Below are 20796 nucleotides of genomic sequence, written 5' to 3'. Positions count from 1 at the left end.
ACAGGTTGATGTAGAACTTGCTATGGAACAAGACCTCGTTTATCCCATACTCGAAAAAAAGAAAGCTTGATCAACAGTGTTGATCAAGCATGTGCTATCTCATTTCTTCTTCTTCACTTTCAGTTTGTTCTTCCTCATTTTCGCTCTGGTGTTCTGGACTTTGAAGTTTCACATTTAGAACATCATTCTTTTGCACAGTCTGATTTTTCGGTATATTTTGGGAAACAGCATATCCATTTCCTGATATTTTCAATTTAAGGTCAAGGAAGTTTGCAAGCTTCATTACATCCCTTGATGACCATCCTGTCATGTCCGGCATGCTTGCTTTTCCATCAGTTTTTAGAAACACCCGTTCATTTGCGATCATCTTTGTACCTGCTTCAGGATACTGGTCAGTGATTTCGTTTCCTGATCCTAAAATGATCGTCTGAATTTTATTGGATTCAAGTATCTTCTTAGCAGACGATACATTTTCACCTGTAAATGATGGAATTTCAGCACCAACTTCTGTTTCTGTTTTCTTCGGCTGCTCGCTTTCTTCCTCAGAAGGCTGGATTTTTAAATACTGGAGACTGTTTTTCATAACTGTATTAAAAACAGATGATACTGGCATTGAGCCTGTTTCTGTATCTTTTAGCTTTGGCTGCTGAACGGCAACATAAACAAGAAGCTCTGGGTCTTCTTTTGGTGCCATGCCCATGAATGAGAAGATATAATTATTTCTTCCTTTTAAATATTTCCCATCTTCGCCAGACATTTGTGCAGTTCCTGTTTTTCCTGCCACTTCATATCCTTCAATCTGGTACGGCTTGCCTGTTCCTTTTTCAGAACTGACAACTGTTTCTAAAATGTCGAGTACTTCTTTGGACGTTTTTTCAGAAATTGGCGTACCGGCCACTTCTGGTTTATTTTGTTTCACTACTTTATCAGAATCGACATCTACAATCTTATCAATGATATACGGCTTCATCATTTTGCCGCCATTGGCAATGGCTGTCGCTGCCTGTACTTGCTGAATCGGAGTTACTGTTGATCCTTGTCCAAAAGCAGTGGTTACTTTTTCAATGTCGTACTTATAGTTAAATTTCCCATTCGCTTCATTCGGGAGATCAATTCCTGTTTTTTCATTTAATCCGAACTTGCCCATGTACTGCATTAAACGGTCAGGACCCAGCTTTTCTTTTGCAAGAATTGCCATTGCCACGTTAGAAGAACGCTGAACACCTTCTAAGAATGAGATGGTTCCCCAGCCAGTTTTGTTATGATCACTGATTTTGCCGCCAGCAACCTTATAAGCTCCAGACTGGTACGTTTCATTAGGATTAAAAACTCCTTCTTCAACCGCTGCAGCCAAGGTGAATATTTTCATTGTTGATCCAGGCTCAAACGGATATGCCACTGCATCATTATAATAATTGTTAATGTCGCGGACATTAGGATCAAAGCTTGGCCGCTGTCCCATCGCCAAAATTTTCCCTGTTTTCGGATCTGCTACGATCCCGATAATCTTCTCCGGTTCATATTCTTTTGCTGCTTCATTCATTGCATCTTCAAGGAATGTTTGCACTTTTTGATCGATCGTCAAATAAACATTGTTGCCATTCTCCGGAGCAACGATTTTCTCTTCTCCATTTGGCAGTTTAAACCCTTGTTTATCGGCTTCAATCACTTTATATCCATCTTTTTCATGAAGATATTTATCCAAGCTCTTTTCGATTCCGAACATCCCGACTGTATTTTGGGACTCTTCGTCTCGTTGAGCATAACCGATAATGTGGGATGCAAACGTTCCATTAGGATAGTATCTGTGTGTATCTCTTGAAAAAGCAATGCCCGGCAACTTCAGTTTTTCAATTTTCACTTTTAAAGAATGGCTGATATTTCGTCCAGCAGGACCAAACTCCACTTGAAAAGCTTCTTTCGTTAAGATCTTTTCAACTTCGCTTTCTTCCATATCAAGCAAGGGAGCAAGCTTTTCTGCCGTTTCCTCCGGCTCTACAACATGCTTAGGTTTTTTTGGATTGGTTGTCATACTATCATCAAGTACCGCAACTAGTGTATAGGTCGAGGTATCTTGTGCGATCACTTCTCCTCTTCTGTCCAAAATAGAACCGCGGTTTGCTTCAATATTCCGTTTACGTTCGTATTGTTCTTCCGCACGGGCTGCCAGTATCTCTCCATTTACAACACCTGTTGTCTGTAAATAGAGAAATCTAATGATTAAGACAAAAAAGAGCAATGCAAATATTAAAGTTAATATCGCTGCTCCTCTGTTCATATTGATATTTTTCGGCTGCATCATAACTATTCGTTAACAACTTTCACATTATTTTGATTAAGTGTTAAACCAAGTTCTTTTGCTTTTGCCCAAATGCGCTCGTATGTGCTTAATTCTTTTACTTGAACAGTTAGATCAGAATTAATCTTTTGCTGATCCTGGATTTTCGTTTCAATCTTTTGAATTTCAATGTTTGATTGATACAGCGTTACACTGTTAGAAACAATTTGCACTGCTGCAAATAAGAGAAGAGATAGAAATGCGACAATCATAACCTTTTCTCCTACTGTTATGGTCGGTCTTCTAGTGATGACAACCGATTGCTGCTGCTCTGGCATTTGCTTATGCTGCTCTTGCCGCTGCTGTTGGATTTTTACTGCCAAATTGCTCATTTTCACAACCCCCTCTAATTATTTTCGTATTCTATTATAGTTTTTCTAGGATTCTTAATTTAGCAGATCGTGCGCGATTGTTCTCTTCAAGTTCTTCTTCTGTAGGAACAATTGGCTTTCTTGTAATCAGTTTTACTTTAGGTTTAAATTCATCCGGTATAACCGGTAAATTAGGAGGAAGCTCAGGCAATGCAGCAGCTTGCTTAAATGCGGTCTTGCAGATTCTGTCCTCTAATGAATGAAACGTAATGACACTCACTCTGCCGCCGGGTTTAATCATTTCAACTGCTTGTTCAATTGCTTCTTCAAATACTTTTAGTTCATCATTTACCGCAATTCGGATCGCCTGAAAAATTCTTTTGGCTGGATGTCCGCCTTTTCTTCTTGCTGGTGCAGGAATCGCATCTTTAATTAATTCCACCAATTCCCCTGTTGTTTGAATCGGCTGTTTCTCTCGTGCTGCTTCAATTTTTCGTGCTACTTGCTTTGAGAATTTTTCTTCACCGTAGCGGAAAAATATTTTGACCAGTTCTTCATATGTCCAATGATTCACAACATCGAAAGCTGAAACGCTGGCATTCTGATCCATTCTCATATCAAGAGGTGCATCGTGATGATAACTGAAGCCTCTTTCAGGTGTATCTAATTGCGGTGATGAAACTCCCAGGTCAAATAAAATGCCATCAACCTCTGTTACGCCAATTGCTTCAAGTTCTTCTTTTAAGTACCTGAAATTGCTTTTAATAAATGTAACCTGTCCCTCATATTCAGAAAGCAATTCTTTCGCATGTGCAAGTGCTGCATCATCCTGATCGAACGCATACAGATGACCTTGCTTGGAGAGCTGCGATAAAAGATAAGAACTGTGTCCTGCTCCACCAAGAGTACAGTCTACATATACACCATCTTCTTTAAGATTTAATCCATCTACTGTTTCGCGCAATAATACTGTTTTATGTTGAAACATTGCTGTTACCACCTTTATCAGATTCGAATTGTTTTTGGTTTTAGAAAACATGATTTTGGAATGTCTTATTACTCATTGTTTGCACAAGAGACCATTATATATCAAAACCAATCATATTTTCAGCAATTTCGGCAAATGAATCTTCCTGTTCAGTCACATATGTATCCCAAATTGCCTTATCCCATAACTCGATCCGATTTGATACTCCGATAACAACACATTCTTTCTCAAGCTTTGCATACTGCAAAAGCGGTGAAGCTAAATTGATGCGGCCTTGCTTGTCAAGCTCGCATTCAACAGCTCCTGAAAAGAAGAACCTGGTGAATGCACGTGCGTCTTTCTTTGTTAATGGGAGAGCTTTAAGCTTTTCTTCTATCAATTTCCATTCGCTCATTGGATAACCGAACAAACATTGATCCAATCCTCTTGTGATAACGAAAGTTTCTCCGAGTCCTTCCCGGAATTTAGCAGGAACGATCATGCGGCCTTTTGCATCAATCGTATGATGGTATTCACCCATGAACATGTTCGTCGCCCCACTTTCTTCCTCTCAGTCACCACTTCCCCCCACTTCTCCCCACTTCCTATTCTACACGTTTGTTTCATAAAAAAAAACCCTGTATTCCACAGGATTTCAGAAAATCGTTATTTATATTTTGACAATTTTATGTTTATCGTTAAAAGAATAGCGAAGCTGCACGATTTCACTTAAAAAATTTGGTCCATACTTATTTAAATAATAGTAAATATTCCACGTTCTCTCCTGAAAACCGCCATTTGGATTAAGAGAATTCTCGATTCTTGTGAATTTATCCATTTCCACACGATGTTTTTGTTGAATCTTCTTGTCGATATGAGAACCTAATAAATCTAACTGAGATTGAATAAAATAGACGTTTTTTTTCAAAAAAGGCTCGATGCTTGAATCAATTGCAAGAGCTGCAGATCTTAATGAACGATGAATTTGTTCAACTTCATGTTTTGACTTCTCAAGCTGTGACTCAAAGTCGACTGGCTCCTTCATTGAAATCCACTCTTCACGTGCTTGCTGGACTCCTTTTACAAACACGTTTTCAATCGTAAGATCTACATCTGATAAGTCCGTCTCAATTGACCTCTCCAGCAGCGTAATATTGAGCCGCGGTACAACTGGGGGCATTTTAAAACCGATTGTTTGAAATACTTTCTTCAGTTCTGCCCAATAAGTAATCTCTCCTGGACCAGCAATAAATGCAAGCGTAGGCAATAAGTATTCTTGCATGAGAGGTCTTGTAACAACATTATTGCTCAGTTTCTCAGGATGTTGCTCAGCAAGGTGTCTTAATTCATCTTCTGATATGTTCTTGCCATCGGCTAAATACATTTTCTCATCGGTCCGGTGAAGCAAGAATCGGTCGCCACTTTTTTTATGATAAAAAAGGTTTGCACTTTTATCGTCCGTTTCAAGAATTGGCTCATATCCGTTTGATTTCATAAAATGCTGCTGAGATGCCAGATTTTGTGAAATCTCTTCATTTTGTCTAATTAACTGCTGAAAGAAAGGCGATTCCAGCTTTCTTAGCTCAGGATCAGCAGAATTCATAATTACCAAACCGTAATCCGAGAACATTTCATATGTAAGCTTTTCGAAAAATTGAGTGTATGTCCGAGAGGAATCCAAAGCAAGTTTGACACTGCTCATTAATTGGTTCGTAAAATCTGTTTCCCCAAATGATTCAAAAATACCCGAGACCCATTTCCAGCATTCTTCCTTATCTAGTTCTTTGTGAAAAACAGGTATTCTTTCTGTTTGTTTGTTGTGGATCGCTTTCTTTCTGATCATCTTATTTTGACAGATAAACAAGTGATTAATTTCCGCAAAATCATGATCTTCTCCTGCAACCCAGAAGATCGGGACAACAGGAACCGCTAACTTCTTTTCCTGCTGTTTAGAAAGAACTAAAATCGAGATGATTTTATGAATGGTATATAAAGGTCCTGTCAGCAACCCGGCTTGCTGTCCGCCCACAACCACCAAACTTTCCGGATGTTTGAGACGCTCAATATTTTCAATCACCTCAGCCTTTTCAGGGAAATACCTGTGATGGTAGTTTAAAAGGTATTCAGACAGTTTCTCTCTTGCAAATGTTCTATTTTTTAAATCGTTTATTCTTTTTTCATAAACGTCCTCTTTGCTGATCTCATAATCAAAGTAATCCACCGTATTTAACCTTGAATTTGCTAAATCATCAACAAGGCGATTCGTGTGGCGAAGGGAGAGTTCAGTAATCTCCATTTGTGTAACTTCCTTTCCGGGTTATGTAAGCTTCCGAGAAGAGTATAGCATTTATTGCATTGAAAATAAAAAAAGTTTGCTTAGATTCTTACAGATTTTCCAATATACCTGTTAAGATTCCATATATGGTTAAAAACGTTGAGAGGGGGAGCAGCACCAAAAATGAAAAACGCCAGCATTTCTTGAATGCTTTAGAAGCAGAAATAGCAGATTGCGTGCGGATAAGGATAAGTAAGCCCGCAAACATTATGAAAAAACAAATAATAAATAGACTGCTGTAAAAAGGAGAGTCAAATATTGCAAGAAGCTTAAAATAAATGGAAATAGCAAAGAAAAGAACAGCTGCATCAGCAGCCATCAGCAGTGCTCTTTTTCTGTCATTCATCATGACGGCCAAGACAAGAAATAATACAAAAAAACACAGTAACGGCAAGGATACCGTTAATGCAATCATCTGAGCGATATATACTGACACGTTCATCCTTCCATTCCCCTGATGGCATGATATAAGAATTCCAGGATAGGAACCTCCTTCCTTTCTTTTATTGCATGATTAATCAAGTAACCCACGATTCCTTCAATCTCCGTTTTCCTGCCTTCTTCAACGTCTTTCAGCATAGAAGAACGATTGACTGCTGTATTTCTGCAAATTTGCAGTATATTTTCCCATTCAGACTCCTCATTTTGCAGCTGGAGCACTTTAGATGCCTCTTTGAATACCGCTTCAGCCATCTTTTTATAGGATTGATTTGCTGCCAGTTCCCCGTTTGGCACACGCAAGACAGCAGTCAAAGGATTGATGCATGCATTTACTAAAAGCTTTTTGGAAAGCATTGACTTCCAATCTTCGTTATACTCAAATGGAAAATCATCAATTTGAGGATGCAAGATAGGCAGAACCTCATTTTCATTACGAAATGAACTGATTTTTATACAGCCTATTCCTGTATGATGAACGCCATGGTCATTGATTTTAAGAGCTCCATGCTCTACGGCCCCTACAAATACATGATGAGAAGTGAGTGTTTGGAGCAAGTTTAAATGGCCCATCCCATTTTGAAGAAAAACAATCATTCTCGGTGACAGCTCTTTTAATTTATTGATAATGCCTGGAAGCTGATAGTGCTTAACAGTGACGATCAGGAGAGGTTCTTTGTAGGTTGCTTCCGCTGTTGCCCGAGGGTTCATTTTGAGGGCAAGATGTTCATTCTTCCATAAGCTGATTCCATTCTTATTGATTTGATCTGCTTGTTCCTCACGTCTCGTATAAAGTGTAACAGCATGTTCTATAGATAAATAAGCTCCACATAACATGCCAATTGCGCCCGATCCAATAATTCCAATCTCCATATGTACACCCCGCCGTATTCCCTTAGTTCTCCTATCATATCAAAAATAAGAAGTATTTCCCATTTTAATATTATTGGTGAAGGTAATTACTAAAAATCATTGGTAACTGGTTTCACCTTTTCCCGATTCAAGGGCACCATTCCGCACTATTGGGTACCTGGGTTTCACCTTTTCCCAATTCAAGGGCATCATTCCGCTCTATTAGGTACCTGGGTTTCGCTTTTTCCGCGTTCCGGGCACAAAATCGGCTGGGATTTTAAAGATATTTGTTGTCGAACCAAAAATATTTTTAGCACCTCGTATGAGTTTTCTTAATATCATGCTGAAAGCTTTTGGAACCCTGGGCCTAGCCTAGGGTTTTCATTTTCACAATACGTTAAAAGCCAACAAAATCGTTGGCTTTTAAGGAAATTTTTATACAGGATAAACAGGATGCTTTCGTTCACCAAATGGCAGATGCTTTGTTTCGTATAAGGAAAAACGTGAAATTAATTCTTCTCTCAACTCATCTGCAGAAACGATATGGTCTACAATCATTTCTGAGGCAAGTTTATAAATATCGATATTTTCCTTATACTCCTGCTGTTTTTCCAGCACAAATTTCATTCTTTCTTTTGGATCTTCAATCTCGTTGATTTTGTTAGAATAAATGGCATTCACTGCAGCTTCCGGACCCATTACAGCTATTTGTGCTGTCGGAAGAGCGATGACGCAATCTGTTTCAAAGGCTGGACCTGCCATTGCGTATAAGCCTGCACCATACGCTTTTCTGACAATAACCGAAATTTTTGGAACGGTTGCCGAACTCATGGACGCAATCATTTTAGCACCATGACGGATGATTCCTGCTCTCTCGACTTTCGTGCCAATCATAAATCCTGGCACATCAGCCAGAAACAGCAGCGGAATATGAAAAGCATCTGCAAGCTGCATGAATTTCGCTGACTTATCAGCTGAATCTACAAATAGGACTCCACCCTTGACTCGCGGCTGATTCGCAATAATTGCGACAACCTTGCCATCCATTCTGGCGAAACCGGTAATAATTTCTGGTGCGAATAGACGTTTGATCTCAAAAAAGCTTCCTTCGTCGATTAAAGAATCAATGCACTCATACATATCGAAAGGAGCATTTTGATTTTCAGGAACAATCTCAGACAATTTTCTGCCTGGTTTTGGAGCAACAGAATCAATCGTTTTCGTTGTATGCTGATAGTTTTCAGGGAAATAGGTTAAATATCTTCTAGCTTCTAAAATCGCTTCCTCTTCCGTTTTTACAAGCACATCTCCGCATCCGCTTACAGAGCAATGCATTCTCGCCCCGCCCATTTCTTCAAGTGTTACCTTTTCTCCAATAACCTTCTCAGCCATGCGGGGAGAGCCTAAATACATCGAAGCATTGCCTTCAACCATAATGACTATGTCACAAAATGCCGGAATATAAGCACCGCCTGCTGCTGACGGTCCAAACAAAAGACAGATTTGCGGAATCATTCCTGATAATTTAACTTGGTTATAGAAAATTTTCCCTGCTCCGCGCCGATTTGGAAACATATCAATCTGGTCCGTAATTCTGGCTCCTGCAGAATCTACTAAATATAACAATGGCACTTTCATCTTTTCGGCCGTTTCCTGAATCCGGATTATTTTTTCGACCGTTCTTGCTCCCCATGACCCTGCTTTAATTGTAGAATCATTCGCCATGGCACATACCGTTTGATTGTTTATTTTCCCTATAGCCGTCACGACACCGTCAGAGGGGAGATCTCCTGCCTGATTGTTCGCAAATTTCCCATCTTCTTTGTATTGGCCATTATCAAAAAGTCTGCTTAATCTATCTCTGACAAAAAGTTTACCCTGCTGCTGCAGTTTTTCATGGTATTTCAAATGTCCGCCAGCTTCGATTTCAGCTGTTTTTTCCTTTAGGATTCTTTCCAGTTCTTCCGTTTTTATCATTCGAAATGTCCCCCTTTATTACGTTGTTAAGATCATTAGGATATCGCCTTCGTTTACAAAATCCCCTGCTTCAGCTTTAATCTCCTGAACGACCCCATTCAGAGGACTGTCTACAGGAATTTCCATTTTCATCGATTCTAGCATGATCACATCTTGTCCAGCCGTAACTTCGTCCCCTGCTGCTACTAATACATTCAATACCGTTCCTGCCATACTTGCTTTGATTTCGATCATGTTAAAAATCCTCCATTCTTGATGTTATGAATTTAAAAACCATTTTTCAATGAAAAAAGAGCGTTTACGATATAAGAAAATCTACGCAATAAAAACCTTTTGTAAAAAAGAAGTGCAGTAAGTTCCTTGGTTGAATTCATCATTTTGCAAAATCGCTATAAAGAGAGGAAGGTTGGTTTTGATCCCCTCGATTTTCACCTTGTTTAAAAACTCATTTGCCTTTTCAATCGTTTTTTGGCGATTTTCTCCATTAACAATGATTTTTGCGACCAGCGGATCATAAAAAGGCGTAACAGTATTTCCTTCTTCATACGCACAATCTACGATAACTCCATCTGTCTCTTCAAATGTAAACGCTTTAATTAAACCTGGTGACGGAATGAACTTAACTGGATCTTCAGCGTAGAGACGGAATTGAATCGAGTGACCCTGCTTGTTAATTTCCCTTTGACTAAACGGAAGAGGTTCTCCCGCAGCAGCAAGAATTTGGAGTTTAACCAGATCAAGCCCTGTCACACCTTCTGTTACGCGATGTTCCACCTGCAGTCTCGTATTCATTTCAAGGAAATAAAAGCGTTCCTGATCATCCACAATAAATTCAATTGTTCCAGCATTTATGTATCCTACATATTTGGCAGCATCTATTGCAGCTTCACACATCTTGGTTCTAGTTTCCTCTGATAGAAGTGGTGATGGTGATTCTTCAACTACTTTTTGATTTCTTCGCTGCACAGAGCAGTCACGTTCATACATATGAACAATATTGCCATGCTGATCACCAAACAGCTGTATTTCAATGTGTCTTGCATCAGCTATGAATTTCTCTATAAAAACTTCATCGTTTCCGAAATAGGTTTTTGCTCTCGTTTTAGTTGATGCAAAGAACTTCATGAGTGCAGCTTCATCATCACACCTATGCATTCCGATGCCGCCTCCGCCTCCGCTTGCTTTCAGCATGACAGGGTAACCGACTTCTGCAGCAAACGAACAAGCTTCCTCTGCCGTTTCAAGTCCTGTCACACTTCCTGGCACTACAGGGACACCTGCTTCTTTCATCGTTTTTCTGGCTGCTACTTTATCGCCCATCAAAGCCATAGTTTCAGCCTTTGGTCCAATAAATGCAATCCCATTTTCTTCAACTGCTTTAGCGAAATCTGTGTTCTCAGATAAAAAGCCATAGCCTGGGTGAATGGCATCAGCTTTTTGCTCAATGGCAATCTTTAAAATCTCATCTTTTAACAGATAGGATTTCACAACAGGCGCTTCTCCAATCCTGAATGCATAATCCGCTTCTTTGACGAAAGGCAGATTAAAATCGGCATCAGAATAAATGGCAACAGTTTCAATCCCCATTTGTTTGCAGGTTTTTATGATGCGAAGGGCAATTTCCCCTCGATTTGCAATTAGAATTTTCTTCAATTTCTCCCCTCCCAAGTTGTAAAAGATTATCCCCACCAAATACATTTCTGCATAAATCTTTATTTTCCTTCTTTAAAATGAAAACGCTCACTAAACTCTTTTCTAATTTTATCATCATGGTATAATAAACTTAAGTTTAAAAATGTTAGTAAGATTTCGCTTTCTTATCCTAAACTTGAAAGATTGACTATGGATCAAAAGGCTGCAAGGGGGAGAACCAATGTTTAAGGCAGAAAAATTGCTTATAAATTATAAAACGCTTGAGGAATTTAAAAAATTTAAAGAGTACGGACTTCAAGAACTGTCTATGCTTGATGATCTTCAGGATAACATCATTGAGAACGACAGCAACTCACCTTTTTACGGAATTTATTTCGGTGAAAAACTGGTAGCACGAATGAGTCTCTATCGCGTTGATAAGAAATTTGATGAATATTTCAATCCAAAACAGGATTATCTTGAATTATGGAAGCTTGAAGTGCTTCCTGACTATAAGCGCAAAGGCTATGGCACAGCATTAGTAGAGTATGCAAAGTCATACGGCTTGCCTATCAAAACGAACCCAAGAGTGAAATCTAATGAATTCTGGTCAAGAATGGGGTTTGAAGCGGTGACGTATGATATGGATCGCGACAAAGGTGAAAATCCGCTAGTCTGGTATCCTGAAGGTGTTTCTGAACAGAAGACTGAGACTGCGTAAATAAAAGAATGACCGCAATAATAATGCGGTCATTCTTTTATTTTTCTATTTTTTCCAGGTGGCTGTTATGGTTCATTTGAAAATTGGCTTTCCGTCCCGGCTCATCATTTCTCAGAACAATCATTTTTCTTGCTCGCTCCATCATTTCAATCAGAGCCATATAGTCTTCTTCTACAATCTGCAAATTCCTGTGCAGCGTTTCCTTTTCACTTTGCAATTTTTCAATATGCTGCTCAAGCTGGCCAATCCTGATCGTCAATTTTTCATTTTCGTTCTTTAAATCTGTTTCATTGGCTGAGTTTTCATAGCTTTTTAAAAATGAAATGACTTCATTAAATGTGATGGTGTTCAATCCTTGCGTAAGTGTCTCATTAATAGGCATCGACTCGGACATCACAGCATCAGCTTCCGTTTCTTGTTTTCGAACTTTCTTCCGCTGGGATTTTGCCATCTCAATGGCTGATTTATACTGTTTTCTTACATAAGAGTTCCAGCGAAAACCGCAGGCAGCTGCTGTTCTTGATAGCTTTTGTCCTACTTCTTCAAAGGCAGCAAGCTGGGTTCCTCCATCCCGAATATGCCGAAGCACAACTTCCGCAAGCATTAAATCTTCATCTAGTGTCCATGCATCCTGACGTGTAGTCGTCACTTTCTATTCCCCCTAATAAGCATTTTTTACATACATATGCACATGCTAGAATAGATAGACTACTGAACATGACTTAAGACACACGCTTACAAGCTATTTTTTACGCTTTTTTCAAACACATTGATGATCTTCCATTTTAAATATTATTTTAAGCCATGGTTTAATGGTTTATTATAATTGCATTTATTAGAAAAAAAGGACGAAATCATTAGGAATTACGAGAATTAGTCTTTATGCAAAAACAGCCTTTTTTAGTGTCTTTTTTGAAAGAATTGGTGAACCGCCTGAAGATGGGCTTCGCTTATCCACAGCTCTGAACATTTGGAAATCTCTTCTTCCATACGTTTTTTCAACCCAGATTCTATCCACTTATTTACTTTTATTTCTTTGTACGCCCTTACTACTTCCGGATATGGAATGAGTGATTGTCTTATGTATTCTGCTGCACGCTCATCAAACGCGTCAGTATGAAATACTTTTGAAGCAAATCTAAGCTCTTTTGCTTTTGCAGCAGTCATTTTTTTACCGCTTGTCAGCATATATAAAGCTGCATCATGCTGCATTTTTTCAAAGAGCATCGTGCTCCCTCCCCACCCTGTTGTAATGGCCTGGTTTCCTTGAATAAATCCGAGAGCTGCATCTTCTTTCACTAATCTGAAGTCAGCGGACGCTGCAATTTCCATTCCGCCTCCTACAGCTGTTCCATTAATAATTGCATATGTAGGTATGTGAAGAGTCATGAATCTATACAGAAGATTCCCCATCTTCGAAAGCATATAAAACGCTTCTTGCCTTGTTGTAAGGTTTCCGAAGACTGATAGATCTCCTCCTGCACAAAATGCCTTATCTCCGCTGCCTGTTATTGTCGCCGCCAATAGTTTTTCATTTCGTTCTGCCTCATCAAGTATGGCCTCTAAATCATTCATAACATCAAAATCAACTGCATTTCTTCGTTCAGGCCGGTTGATTTTTATTTCAAGAATCCCGTTTTGTTCATTAACCAATACTTTCCCCATGTGCCGGTCCACCTCTACCTCTAATTGAATTATCTCTATTTTACAGAAAGGAAGGAACGTGCACCAGCCGAATAGATTTAAAAAATACGAAAAAACGCAGGGATCAAAGATCCCTGCGTTTTAAATGAAGCTATTATTTGCTAACAACTTCTTTTCCTTTGTATGTTCCACATTCTTTACATACACGGTGAGCTAATTTTACTTCACCACAGTTTGGGCATGCTACCATACCAGGCACTTGCAATTTGAAGTGTGTACGACGTAGTCTTTTTCTTGTTTTAGAAGTTCTTCTAAAAGGTACAGCCATTATTCCCACCTCCTTACAGAGTTTCATTAAAGCATTTGTGTTAAAACAGCCTATATATAAGTGCTAAACAATAGCATTAGCTGTCTTGATCATCGAAAAATTTCGATAAGCCAGCAAGCCTCGGGTCAATTTTGTTTTTATTATCTTCTTCAGAGATAACTTTCCAATCTTTTCCCTCTTGAGGGGCAGCCTGATCATTTCCTTCAACAGAATCGCTAAAAACCTGCATTGGTACTTCCAAAAGTATGTTTTCTTTAATAACAGGTATTAAATCAACGATATCTTCTTGTACGTGATGGATTTCTTCTTCCATCTCGAAGTCTGCATTTGGTTTTAATAAAAACGTTTCAGTTGTATGAATTTCGAACGGAAATGGAACATCCACTAACGTTCTTGCGCAAGGGAGAATCATCGTTCCAGTCAGCGTCAAATGAAAAGTTGCTTTAGAAGAGCTTAGATCAGCTCTGCCTTTAACTGAAACAGGTGAGATTTCACGTATTTCAGAAAGAGCGCCTTTCATATCCGTTAATTGGACCGTTTCATCAATTACAAGTCCCTTATTTTGCAGTTGGTTCAGTTGATAAGTAGACCATTTCATATGGTATCACCTCAAGGCAACAAAGGTAATTATAGCTTTCGCAATAATATTTGTCAATATTTTTTCTTTACAGTGTTTAGTATACATGAATATTGTTTTAATGCAAAACTTTCCTGATCTTTTTTGCGGAAAAGAGCGCGCAAAACGAAATGTGAACTTGACTTCGAGGGGCATACAATCCATCATTTAGCTAGGTAAACAAAAATTAATCGGTCAGGAGGTACATTAGTGAAAGCACTTGGATTAATTGTTGAATACAATCCGTTTCATAATGGCCATTTCTATCATCTTGAAGCTTCTAAAGAAAAATCACAGTCTGAGGTGGTCATCGCTGTCATGAGCGGCCATTTTTTGCAGCGAGGTGAGCCTGCACTTGTGTCTAAATGGAGCCGTACGAAGATGGCGCTGCAGCAAGGAATCGATCTAGTCATAGAATTGCCGTATGCATTTGCAACTCAAAAAGCTGAATCATTTGCAAACGGCGCCATTTCAATATTGGAGGAATTAAAATGCAGCTATGTCTGCTTCGGCAGTGAGAACGGTGAGCTTGCTCCATTCATTGATACTGCAAACCTGCTTTCAGAACACCATACAGAATATCAGAAAGCAATAAAAGATAATATGAAGCAGGGAATGAGCTATCCTGCCGCACAAACGAAAGCATTTCAAACCTTGCAGACTGAAGATTTTACACTCGATCTTTCCATGCCAAATAACATCCTTGGATTTCAATATGTTACATCCATTCTGAAGCAAGGTGCTGACATCCTCCCTCTTACCATTAAACGCACAGCTGCAAACTACCATGATGAAGAATTTAACGATACTCCGATTGCTAGTGCTACAAGTATCAGAAAGGCAATCTTTTCAGAGGATAATACGGAGGTTCATTCATTTGTTCCTGAGACAACTTGGGATGAATTGATGGAATATAGACGTAAATATGCTACATTTCATCAATGGGAGGATTATTTCGGATATCTAAAATACGCGATTTGCACGATGACACATGAAGAGCTTAATTTGATTTACGAAATGGAAGAAGGACTTGAATATCGGCTTAAATCATACATCATGCAGGCCGCATCTTTTAAAGAATTTATGGAGCAGCTTAAAACAAAGAGGTATACATGGACAAGGCTGCAGCGACTATGCCTTCATATATTAACGAGAACGACAAAAAAACAAATGCTTCTGCAGACGGAAACAGCACCGTATTTACGGCTACTTGGCATGTCTGCAAAAGGTCGAGCTTACTTGAGCAGTATAAAAAAGACTTTGAATAAGCCAATCGTTTCAACGTTGTCTGCCCATAAACATCCATTGCTTGACCTAGACATTAAAGCAGCAAATACATATGCCATGATTCTGACAGAACCGCTGCGCTCGGAATTTATGCTGAGTGAGTTTGGGACAAAGCCCATTCAATATAATGAAAAAGAAAAAGGATTTCTATAAAAAAGGATTGTTGTTAATTCATGTATTTCAAATAGGATTAAAATTCAACTATTTTTAGAAAAGAGTCAAAGTTAAAGAATTCCAATAAAAAGAGCGGCTTCTTTTCAGGAGCCGCTCCTGTTATTTTTCTTCCAGTTTATTCAGGTAATCAATCGCTTCATCAAACGTATCAATAGGGACGATTTTCATTTTTGTGCCTATATCTTTTGCTGTTTTTACTGCTTCTTGATAATTTGATGTTTCGATTCCGTTCTGATTTGGAGCTAAGAAAATTTCAGCACCCGATTTATCTGCAGCTACAATTTTTTGTGAAATCCCGCCGATTGGTCCGACTGTTCCCTTTTCATCGATTGTTCCTGTTCCAGCAATGGTATATCCCTTTGTATAATCTTCTTTTGTCAGCTGGTTATAAATCTCAAGTGTCATCATCAGCCCAGCTGAAGGCCCGCCAATGTTGCTTGTATCAAGTTTGATTTCAGGGTCAACAATCAATTCTCTGTCTGTTATAAGGGATATGCCGATCCCGACTTTGTTTTTGTTGTCCGGAAACTGCTCAACTGTAATTTCAGTTTTATTCTCTTTGCCGTTTCGGTCATATGTAACGGAAATGGTTTCGCCCTTTTTCTTTTTCCCTACGTAAGCAATAAATTCTTCAGCCGTTTTAAATTCTTTTCCATCAACTTTAAAGATTCGGTCTTCGTTTTTAAGCTTTCCTTCAGACGGCATACCTTGTACAACATGCATGACGTATATGCCATGGAATTTATAATCAACTGTTTTTCCTGCTTTTTCATATGCCAAAGATACAGCTGATTCCTGTGAGGACTCCATCATATGCATTTGTCTGCTTAAGTATTCATCGTCTGATTCGCCTTCTTGAACGACGTCCTCCAAAGGAAGAAGTTCATGATATGGGAGCACATTCGCAAAAATATAGGAGAAGATATTTGCTCTTCCAAAACCGACTGTCGTTAGGGAGAAGCTTCCTTCGTCATCGTATCCGCCCTCAACCTCAATAATAGGTTCAAGCTCTGTCGCCATGCCTGGCTTTGTTACATAATAAGGGAGCTTAATAAAATTTAAAACAGCAGCTAAGATCACCCCTATTAATATGGATCGCACTAATTTGTTATTCTTCATCTTGCTGTGACCCCTTCCAACTCTCAATCAGCTCTTTAATTTCTTTTACATGCTTTTTTGCTTCATTTTCACCAATCTCAATGATTTCTTTTATGTTTTTAAATGCACGGGAACTGTATTGCTCTACATGTGGACGGATCATAATATCTGAGGCGATTTTCCTGTGGTGGACAAGCTCATCCTGCATAATATCAAGACTCTGTAAGATGACATCAAAGATTGACGTTATCTCATCAGTTTTTTTCACATGAGACACATCAACTGCAATGACAAGATCAGCTCCCATCTCTTTTACAACTGAAACCGGAATTCTGTCAACGACTCCTCCGTCAATCAGCAGCTTGCCATCAATTTTTTCCGGTACAAAAATTCCTGGAATGGCAATGCTTGCACGAACAGCATCTGCCACTGAACCTTTTGTAAAAATAACCTTTTTCCCTTCATATAAATCTGTCGCAACAATTGATAATGGAATATCCAGGTCTTCAATATGCTTTCCTCTTGTAAATACTTTAATAAATTCCTTGACTCTGTTACCTGCAATAAATCCCATTTTAGGCACTGTAAAATCAAGGTAATATTTACGCTTGAATAATGTAGCTAATTTATATAAATGATCAAAGCCGAGACCAGTCGCATAAAAGCTGCCGACCAATGCACCCATGCTGCTTCCGGCGATCATGCTGATTTCTATACCCTCTTCGCTCAATATTTTAAGAACTCCGAGATGAGCAAATCCTCTTGCGCCACCCGATCCTAATGCAAGACCAATTTTAGGTTCCCTTTTCAAAGAGATACCCTCCTCATATGTCAATTCTTCCGTTAGTCAATTCTATGGTCTAAAATGGTCACCTATTCTCGTATATTGAACTATCAAAGATTGTACAACCTTATCAATCAAGATTGAATATATTTTATCATTACTCGCTTTCAAAAGTATAGAAAGAAGCAAGAGGGGGACATCTGCTTGAATGCTGCAAAACTTAAAACAATATTGCTGGGGATTTTAATGGTGATTCTCGCATTCGCAATGATTGTGAACCCTAAGGTCTCGTTTGCAGCATCTAAAACCGGGCTTGATCTTTGGTGGGGTGTTGTATTCCCATCTTTATTGCCCTTTTTTATTCTTTCCCATTTGCTGATTGGTTTTGGAATTGTACGTTTTATCGGGGTCCTTTTAGAACCTGTTATGAGGCCTATTTTTAAAGTCCCTGGAGTAGGAGGGTTTGTCTGGGCCATGGGATGGGCGTCCGGATCTCCGGCTGGCGCAAAGCTGACGGCCGAGATGCGAAAAAAAAACCAGCTAACCGCTCTAGAAGCAGAAAGACTTGTGTCCTTTACAAACTCTTCAAATCCATTGTTTATTTTTGGTGCGGTTGCCATTGGTTTTTTTCATGATCAAGCACTGGGACTGCTTCTTGCCGCTGCCCATTATTCAGCAAATTTAGCAGTAGGTCTAACCATGAGATTTTACGGAAAAGATGAAACAAATCAAAATACAATCACGTATAGGATGCCTTCCATAAGAGAAGCTTTTCGCCAAATGCATCAGACACGTCTTGATGATTCAAGACCGATTGGAAAAATGCTGGGGGATGCCGTATTATCCTCTATCCAAACATTATTGATGGTTGGAGGATTTATTATTTTATTTTCTGTTTTTAACAAACTATTATCCCTATTATATATTACGGATTATTTTGCTTCCTGCTTAGCATTATTGCTTGCAGCCTTTCATCTTTCTGCAGAATTAAGCCCTCCTCTTGTATCCGGATTGTTTGAAATGACTCTTGGAAGCCAGCTGACAAGCGCTGCTGATGCCGATTTGATCCAAAAAGCCATCATTACAAGTTTTTTACTCGGTTTCAGCGGCTTATCGATTCAAGCTCAGGTTGCGAGCATCATTGCTGAAACAGATATTCGCTTTCTGCCATTTTTTATTGCCAGAGTGCTGCAGGGCGTATATGCTGCATGTTTTGCATGGATTCTGTGGAAACCTCTTTATCTTGAATTGGATCGTTCTGATGTTACTGTTCTTCCGGTTTTTCTGATTCAGGATACTCCTGCATGGTTTGCAATGCTTTGGAATCTCCTTACTCAGATTGGACCAATCCTTACAATTGTGTCATTACTGATTTATATCATGATTTACTGTAGAAGGTTCATTTTTAAATAACATTTCTCAGAAGTGAAAAGAGTGACCTATATGGACGCGTTCAGCATCCATATGTAGGCCACTCTTTTCTTATCGGTTAAATTTCTGTTTTAGCGCATGTTCAACTGGTTTAGGAACTAATTCAGAAATATCACCGCGGTATTTTGCAACTTCTTTTACAATGCTTGAGCTTAAAAAAGAATATTGATTATTTGTCATCATAAACAGCGTTTCTACATTGTCATCCAGTACTCGGTTCATCGATGTGATTTGCATTTCATATTCAAAATCTGAAACAGCACGCAAGCCTCTTAAAATTGTGCTAGCCTGTTTGCTGTTCGCATACTCAATTAAAAGTCCTTTAAAGGATTCAACCACTACATTCGGCAAATCCTTAGTCACTTCCCTTAAAAGCTCACACCGTTCGTCAACATTGAATAATGGATTTTTAGATGAATTATTTAATACACAAACATACACTTTATCAAATACTTTTGCACCCCGTTTGATAATATCCAAGTGTCCATAAGTCACAGGATCAAAGCTTCCTGGACAGACTGCAATGCTGGCCATATTTTACTCCCCTATCCCTTGTTCTTTATGTATATAGATGGATACTGCGCTGATGCCGTATGATTCATAGCGCTTGAGCTTAAACGAACCAATGAGCTCAGGCAATGTCACCTCTGCATCATGCTCGGCAACAATAATACCCCCATCTTCCACTAAACGAAAAGAATCAATCAATTCGATAAGCGCTTTCAATTTTTGTTCCTTGTACGGCGGATCCAAAAATATGACCTTGAACGACAGCTCTCTTTTTGCGATTGCCTTTATAGCTCTTTCTGCATCATTGCGGTAGACCTCTGCCTGTTCTGTAAATCTGCAGGCTTCTAAATTTTTATGTATGGTTGCAACAGCTTTAGCATCCCGATCTACGAAAATGCATGTTTCGATGCCCCTGCTTAAAGCTTCAATTCCAAGACCTCCGCTGCCTCCAAACAAATCGACAGCAAGTCCTCCGTTAAAGTAAGGTCCGATAATATTAAATATCGACTCTTTCACTTTATCTGTCGTAGGGCGTGTTGACATCCCCGGAACAGCCTTTAAGGGACGCCCCTTACAGCTTCCTGAAACTACTCTCATCTTTTTCACCACTGTTTTTTTGTCTTTACTGCTGAATTCAGCCTGTATTATCGTAACATAGAGCGTACCCTGAGACAATAAAACAGCCGAAGTTTGTCATAAGTTTAAACGGAAAAGCGCAAACGCTGTGCCTTAATCATAGGAATTGATGACAGTGATACATTAATCGTGTTAATACCAGATAAACGATTGGATAAAAAAAACCCCGCAGGAAACCTGCAGGGCCCTTCTATACCAAAAAAAGCGAGCTTTTCATGGGAAGAAGGCAAAGGGAGAGGAGAAACCGGAGGAAGAACTTATGGGGAAACGTAAGTCTTCTCCGCGGTTGGCAACAACATCTTCGATTCGATGTTGTTACTATTCATTATCCACCAATAAAGTTCACACTATACGCTTGAATATTCTTTTTTTCTTAAAAAATATAAAGTCTCAAATCTTTCTTACAAGCATCAATCATGTTACATTATGATGAGAACATAAGAACAGGAGGAAAACAGCTTGATTCAGCGCTTTATCGAACTCGGAGCCGGCTATTCAGACCTTTATGAATTAATTGAAACAACACAGGCCAACGCTCATCGGGTCTCAAAATTTTTAGTATTAAATACAACTATCAATGGTAAAAAAATGTCCTCTTTTGCCGTAACAATGAATCAAACAGATCCTGGACAATTCCAGGCCATATACATATGCCTAGAAGGAATTACAGCAGGGACAAGCAAACGCCGCGAATTATTTCAAGAGCTTGCGGATAAA

Annotated in this window: 22 protein-coding genes; 4 read left to right on the top strand and 18 right to left on the bottom strand. The window is 39.1% G+C overall.

Going from position 1 to position 20796, the window contains the following annotated elements:
* Positions 1-94 precede the first annotated feature (94 nt).
* From CYJ36_RS04225 to CYJ36_RS04180, 10 genes are all read right to left on the bottom strand, one after another.
* On the bottom strand, positions 95-2302 hold the full coding sequence (locus tag CYJ36_RS04225) for a penicillin-binding protein (protein WP_101565095.1): 2208 nt from the start codon (positions 2300-2302) through the stop codon (positions 95-97).
* A gap of 2 nt (positions 2303-2304) precedes the next feature.
* Entirely contained in the window at positions 2305-2670 is a 366-nt protein-coding gene (gene ftsL / locus CYJ36_RS04220) for a cell division protein FtsL (protein ID WP_101565092.1), read from the bottom strand.
* A gap of 34 nt (positions 2671-2704) precedes the next feature.
* On the bottom strand, positions 2705-3637 hold the full coding sequence (gene rsmH, locus CYJ36_RS04215) for a 16S rRNA (cytosine(1402)-N(4))-methyltransferase RsmH (protein WP_101565090.1): 933 nt from the start codon (positions 3635-3637) through the stop codon (positions 2705-2707).
* Positions 3638-3731: 94 nt separating this feature from the next.
* The gene (mraZ, locus tag CYJ36_RS04210) at positions 3732-4163 is read right to left on the bottom strand and encodes a division/cell wall cluster transcriptional repressor MraZ (protein WP_101565088.1); all 432 of its coding nucleotides are present in this window, start codon (positions 4161-4163) and stop codon (positions 3732-3734) included.
* A 123-nt stretch (positions 4164-4286) separates the two neighbouring features.
* Positions 4287-5912, bottom strand: coding sequence for a bacillithiol biosynthesis cysteine-adding enzyme BshC (bshC, locus tag CYJ36_RS04205; protein ID WP_101565086.1), 1626 nt, complete (start codon positions 5910-5912; stop codon positions 4287-4289).
* Positions 5913-6000: 88 nt separating this feature from the next.
* Positions 6001-6393, bottom strand: coding sequence for a DUF3397 family protein (locus CYJ36_RS04200; RefSeq protein WP_101565084.1), 393 nt, complete (start codon positions 6391-6393; stop codon positions 6001-6003).
* A complete protein-coding gene (locus tag CYJ36_RS04195; RefSeq protein ID WP_101565082.1) occupies positions 6390-7262 on the bottom strand; it encodes a 2-dehydropantoate 2-reductase in 873 nt (290 codons plus the stop codon). Before CYJ36_RS04195 ends, CYJ36_RS04200 begins: the two co-directional genes overlap by 4 nt.
* A gap of 414 nt (positions 7263-7676) precedes the next feature.
* Positions 7677-9218, bottom strand: coding sequence for an acyl-CoA carboxylase subunit beta (locus CYJ36_RS04190; RefSeq protein ID WP_101565080.1), 1542 nt, complete (start codon positions 9216-9218; stop codon positions 7677-7679).
* Positions 9219-9236: 18 nt separating this feature from the next.
* Complete coding sequence (locus CYJ36_RS04185; protein WP_101565078.1) at positions 9237-9452, bottom strand: biotin/lipoyl-containing protein; 216 nt, start codon at positions 9450-9452, stop codon at positions 9237-9239.
* An 81-nt stretch (positions 9453-9533) separates the two neighbouring features.
* Positions 9534-10871, bottom strand: a complete 1338-nt coding sequence (locus CYJ36_RS04180; RefSeq protein WP_101565076.1) for an acetyl-CoA carboxylase biotin carboxylase subunit — start codon at positions 10869-10871, stop codon at positions 9534-9536.
* Positions 10872-11091: 220 nt separating this feature from the next.
* On the opposite strand from CYJ36_RS04180, the gene CYJ36_RS04175 reads away from it, so the two are divergent.
* Positions 11092-11571, top strand: a complete 480-nt coding sequence (locus CYJ36_RS04175) for an N-acetyltransferase (protein WP_101565074.1) — start codon at positions 11092-11094, stop codon at positions 11569-11571.
* A 37-nt stretch (positions 11572-11608) separates the two neighbouring features.
* Here CYJ36_RS04175 and CYJ36_RS04170 read toward each other — a convergent pair whose 3' ends face one another.
* From CYJ36_RS04170 to CYJ36_RS04155, 4 genes are all read right to left on the bottom strand, one after another.
* Positions 11609-12220, bottom strand: coding sequence for an RsfA family transcriptional regulator (locus tag CYJ36_RS04170; protein WP_101565072.1), 612 nt, complete (start codon positions 12218-12220; stop codon positions 11609-11611).
* Between the two features lie 251 nt (positions 12221-12471).
* Positions 12472-13236, bottom strand: coding sequence for an enoyl-CoA hydratase/isomerase family protein (locus CYJ36_RS04165; RefSeq protein WP_101565070.1), 765 nt, complete (start codon positions 13234-13236; stop codon positions 12472-12474).
* Between the two features lie 133 nt (positions 13237-13369).
* Positions 13370-13543, bottom strand: coding sequence for a 50S ribosomal protein L32 (gene rpmF / locus CYJ36_RS04160; protein ID WP_029285043.1), 174 nt, complete (start codon positions 13541-13543; stop codon positions 13370-13372).
* 76 nt (positions 13544-13619) lie between these two features.
* A complete protein-coding gene (locus CYJ36_RS04155; protein WP_101565069.1) occupies positions 13620-14141 on the bottom strand; it encodes a YceD family protein in 522 nt (173 codons plus the stop codon).
* Positions 14142-14369: 228 nt separating this feature from the next.
* Between CYJ36_RS04155 and CYJ36_RS04150 the strand changes: the two genes are divergently transcribed.
* Positions 14370-15599, top strand: a complete 1230-nt coding sequence (locus CYJ36_RS04150) for a nucleotidyltransferase (protein ID WP_101565067.1) — start codon at positions 14370-14372, stop codon at positions 15597-15599.
* Between the two features lie 120 nt (positions 15600-15719).
* Here CYJ36_RS04150 and CYJ36_RS04145 read toward each other — a convergent pair whose 3' ends face one another.
* Positions 15720-16739 carry a SepM family pheromone-processing serine protease gene (locus CYJ36_RS04145; RefSeq protein WP_101565065.1) on the bottom strand — a complete coding sequence of 340 codons (1020 nt, stop codon included), beginning with the start codon at positions 16737-16739 and terminating at the stop codon, positions 15720-15722.
* Positions 16729-17529, bottom strand: coding sequence for a patatin-like phospholipase family protein (locus CYJ36_RS04140; protein WP_374702769.1), 801 nt, complete (start codon positions 17527-17529; stop codon positions 16729-16731). The genes CYJ36_RS04145 and CYJ36_RS04140 overlap by 11 nt, the downstream gene beginning before the upstream one ends.
* Positions 17530-17748: 219 nt before the next feature.
* Here CYJ36_RS04140 and ylbJ point away from each other — a divergent pair, with 219 nt between their 5' ends.
* On the top strand, positions 17749-18915 hold the full coding sequence (gene ylbJ / locus CYJ36_RS04135) for a sporulation integral membrane protein YlbJ (RefSeq protein ID WP_374702780.1): 1167 nt from the start codon (positions 17749-17751) through the stop codon (positions 18913-18915).
* A gap of 69 nt (positions 18916-18984) precedes the next feature.
* On the opposite strand, the gene coaD is transcribed toward ylbJ, so the two are convergent.
* Together coaD and rsmD are read right to left on the bottom strand one after the other, a co-directional pair.
* On the bottom strand, positions 18985-19467 hold the full coding sequence (coaD, locus tag CYJ36_RS04130; RefSeq protein ID WP_101565061.1) for a pantetheine-phosphate adenylyltransferase: 483 nt from the start codon (positions 19465-19467) through the stop codon (positions 18985-18987).
* Between the two features lie 3 nt (positions 19468-19470).
* Positions 19471-20040: a 16S rRNA (guanine(966)-N(2))-methyltransferase RsmD gene (gene rsmD / locus CYJ36_RS04125; RefSeq protein ID WP_101565059.1), complete on the bottom strand. Its 570-nt coding sequence runs from the start codon at positions 20038-20040 to the stop codon at positions 19471-19473.
* A gap of 498 nt (positions 20041-20538) precedes the next feature.
* Here rsmD and CYJ36_RS23550 point away from each other — a divergent pair.
* A partial coding sequence (locus CYJ36_RS23550) for a DUF7147 family protein (protein WP_101565057.1) occupies positions 20539-20796 on the top strand: 258 nt, incomplete at its 3' end.

Origin of the sequence: Bacillus sp. UMB0893 (assembly GCF_002858905.1) — a bacterium.
Classification (GTDB): Bacteria; Bacillota; Bacilli; order Bacillales; family Bacillaceae; genus Bacillus_P.
Note: the sequence above shows the minus strand (reverse complement) of the source record. Positions and strands in the feature narration are given on the sequence as shown.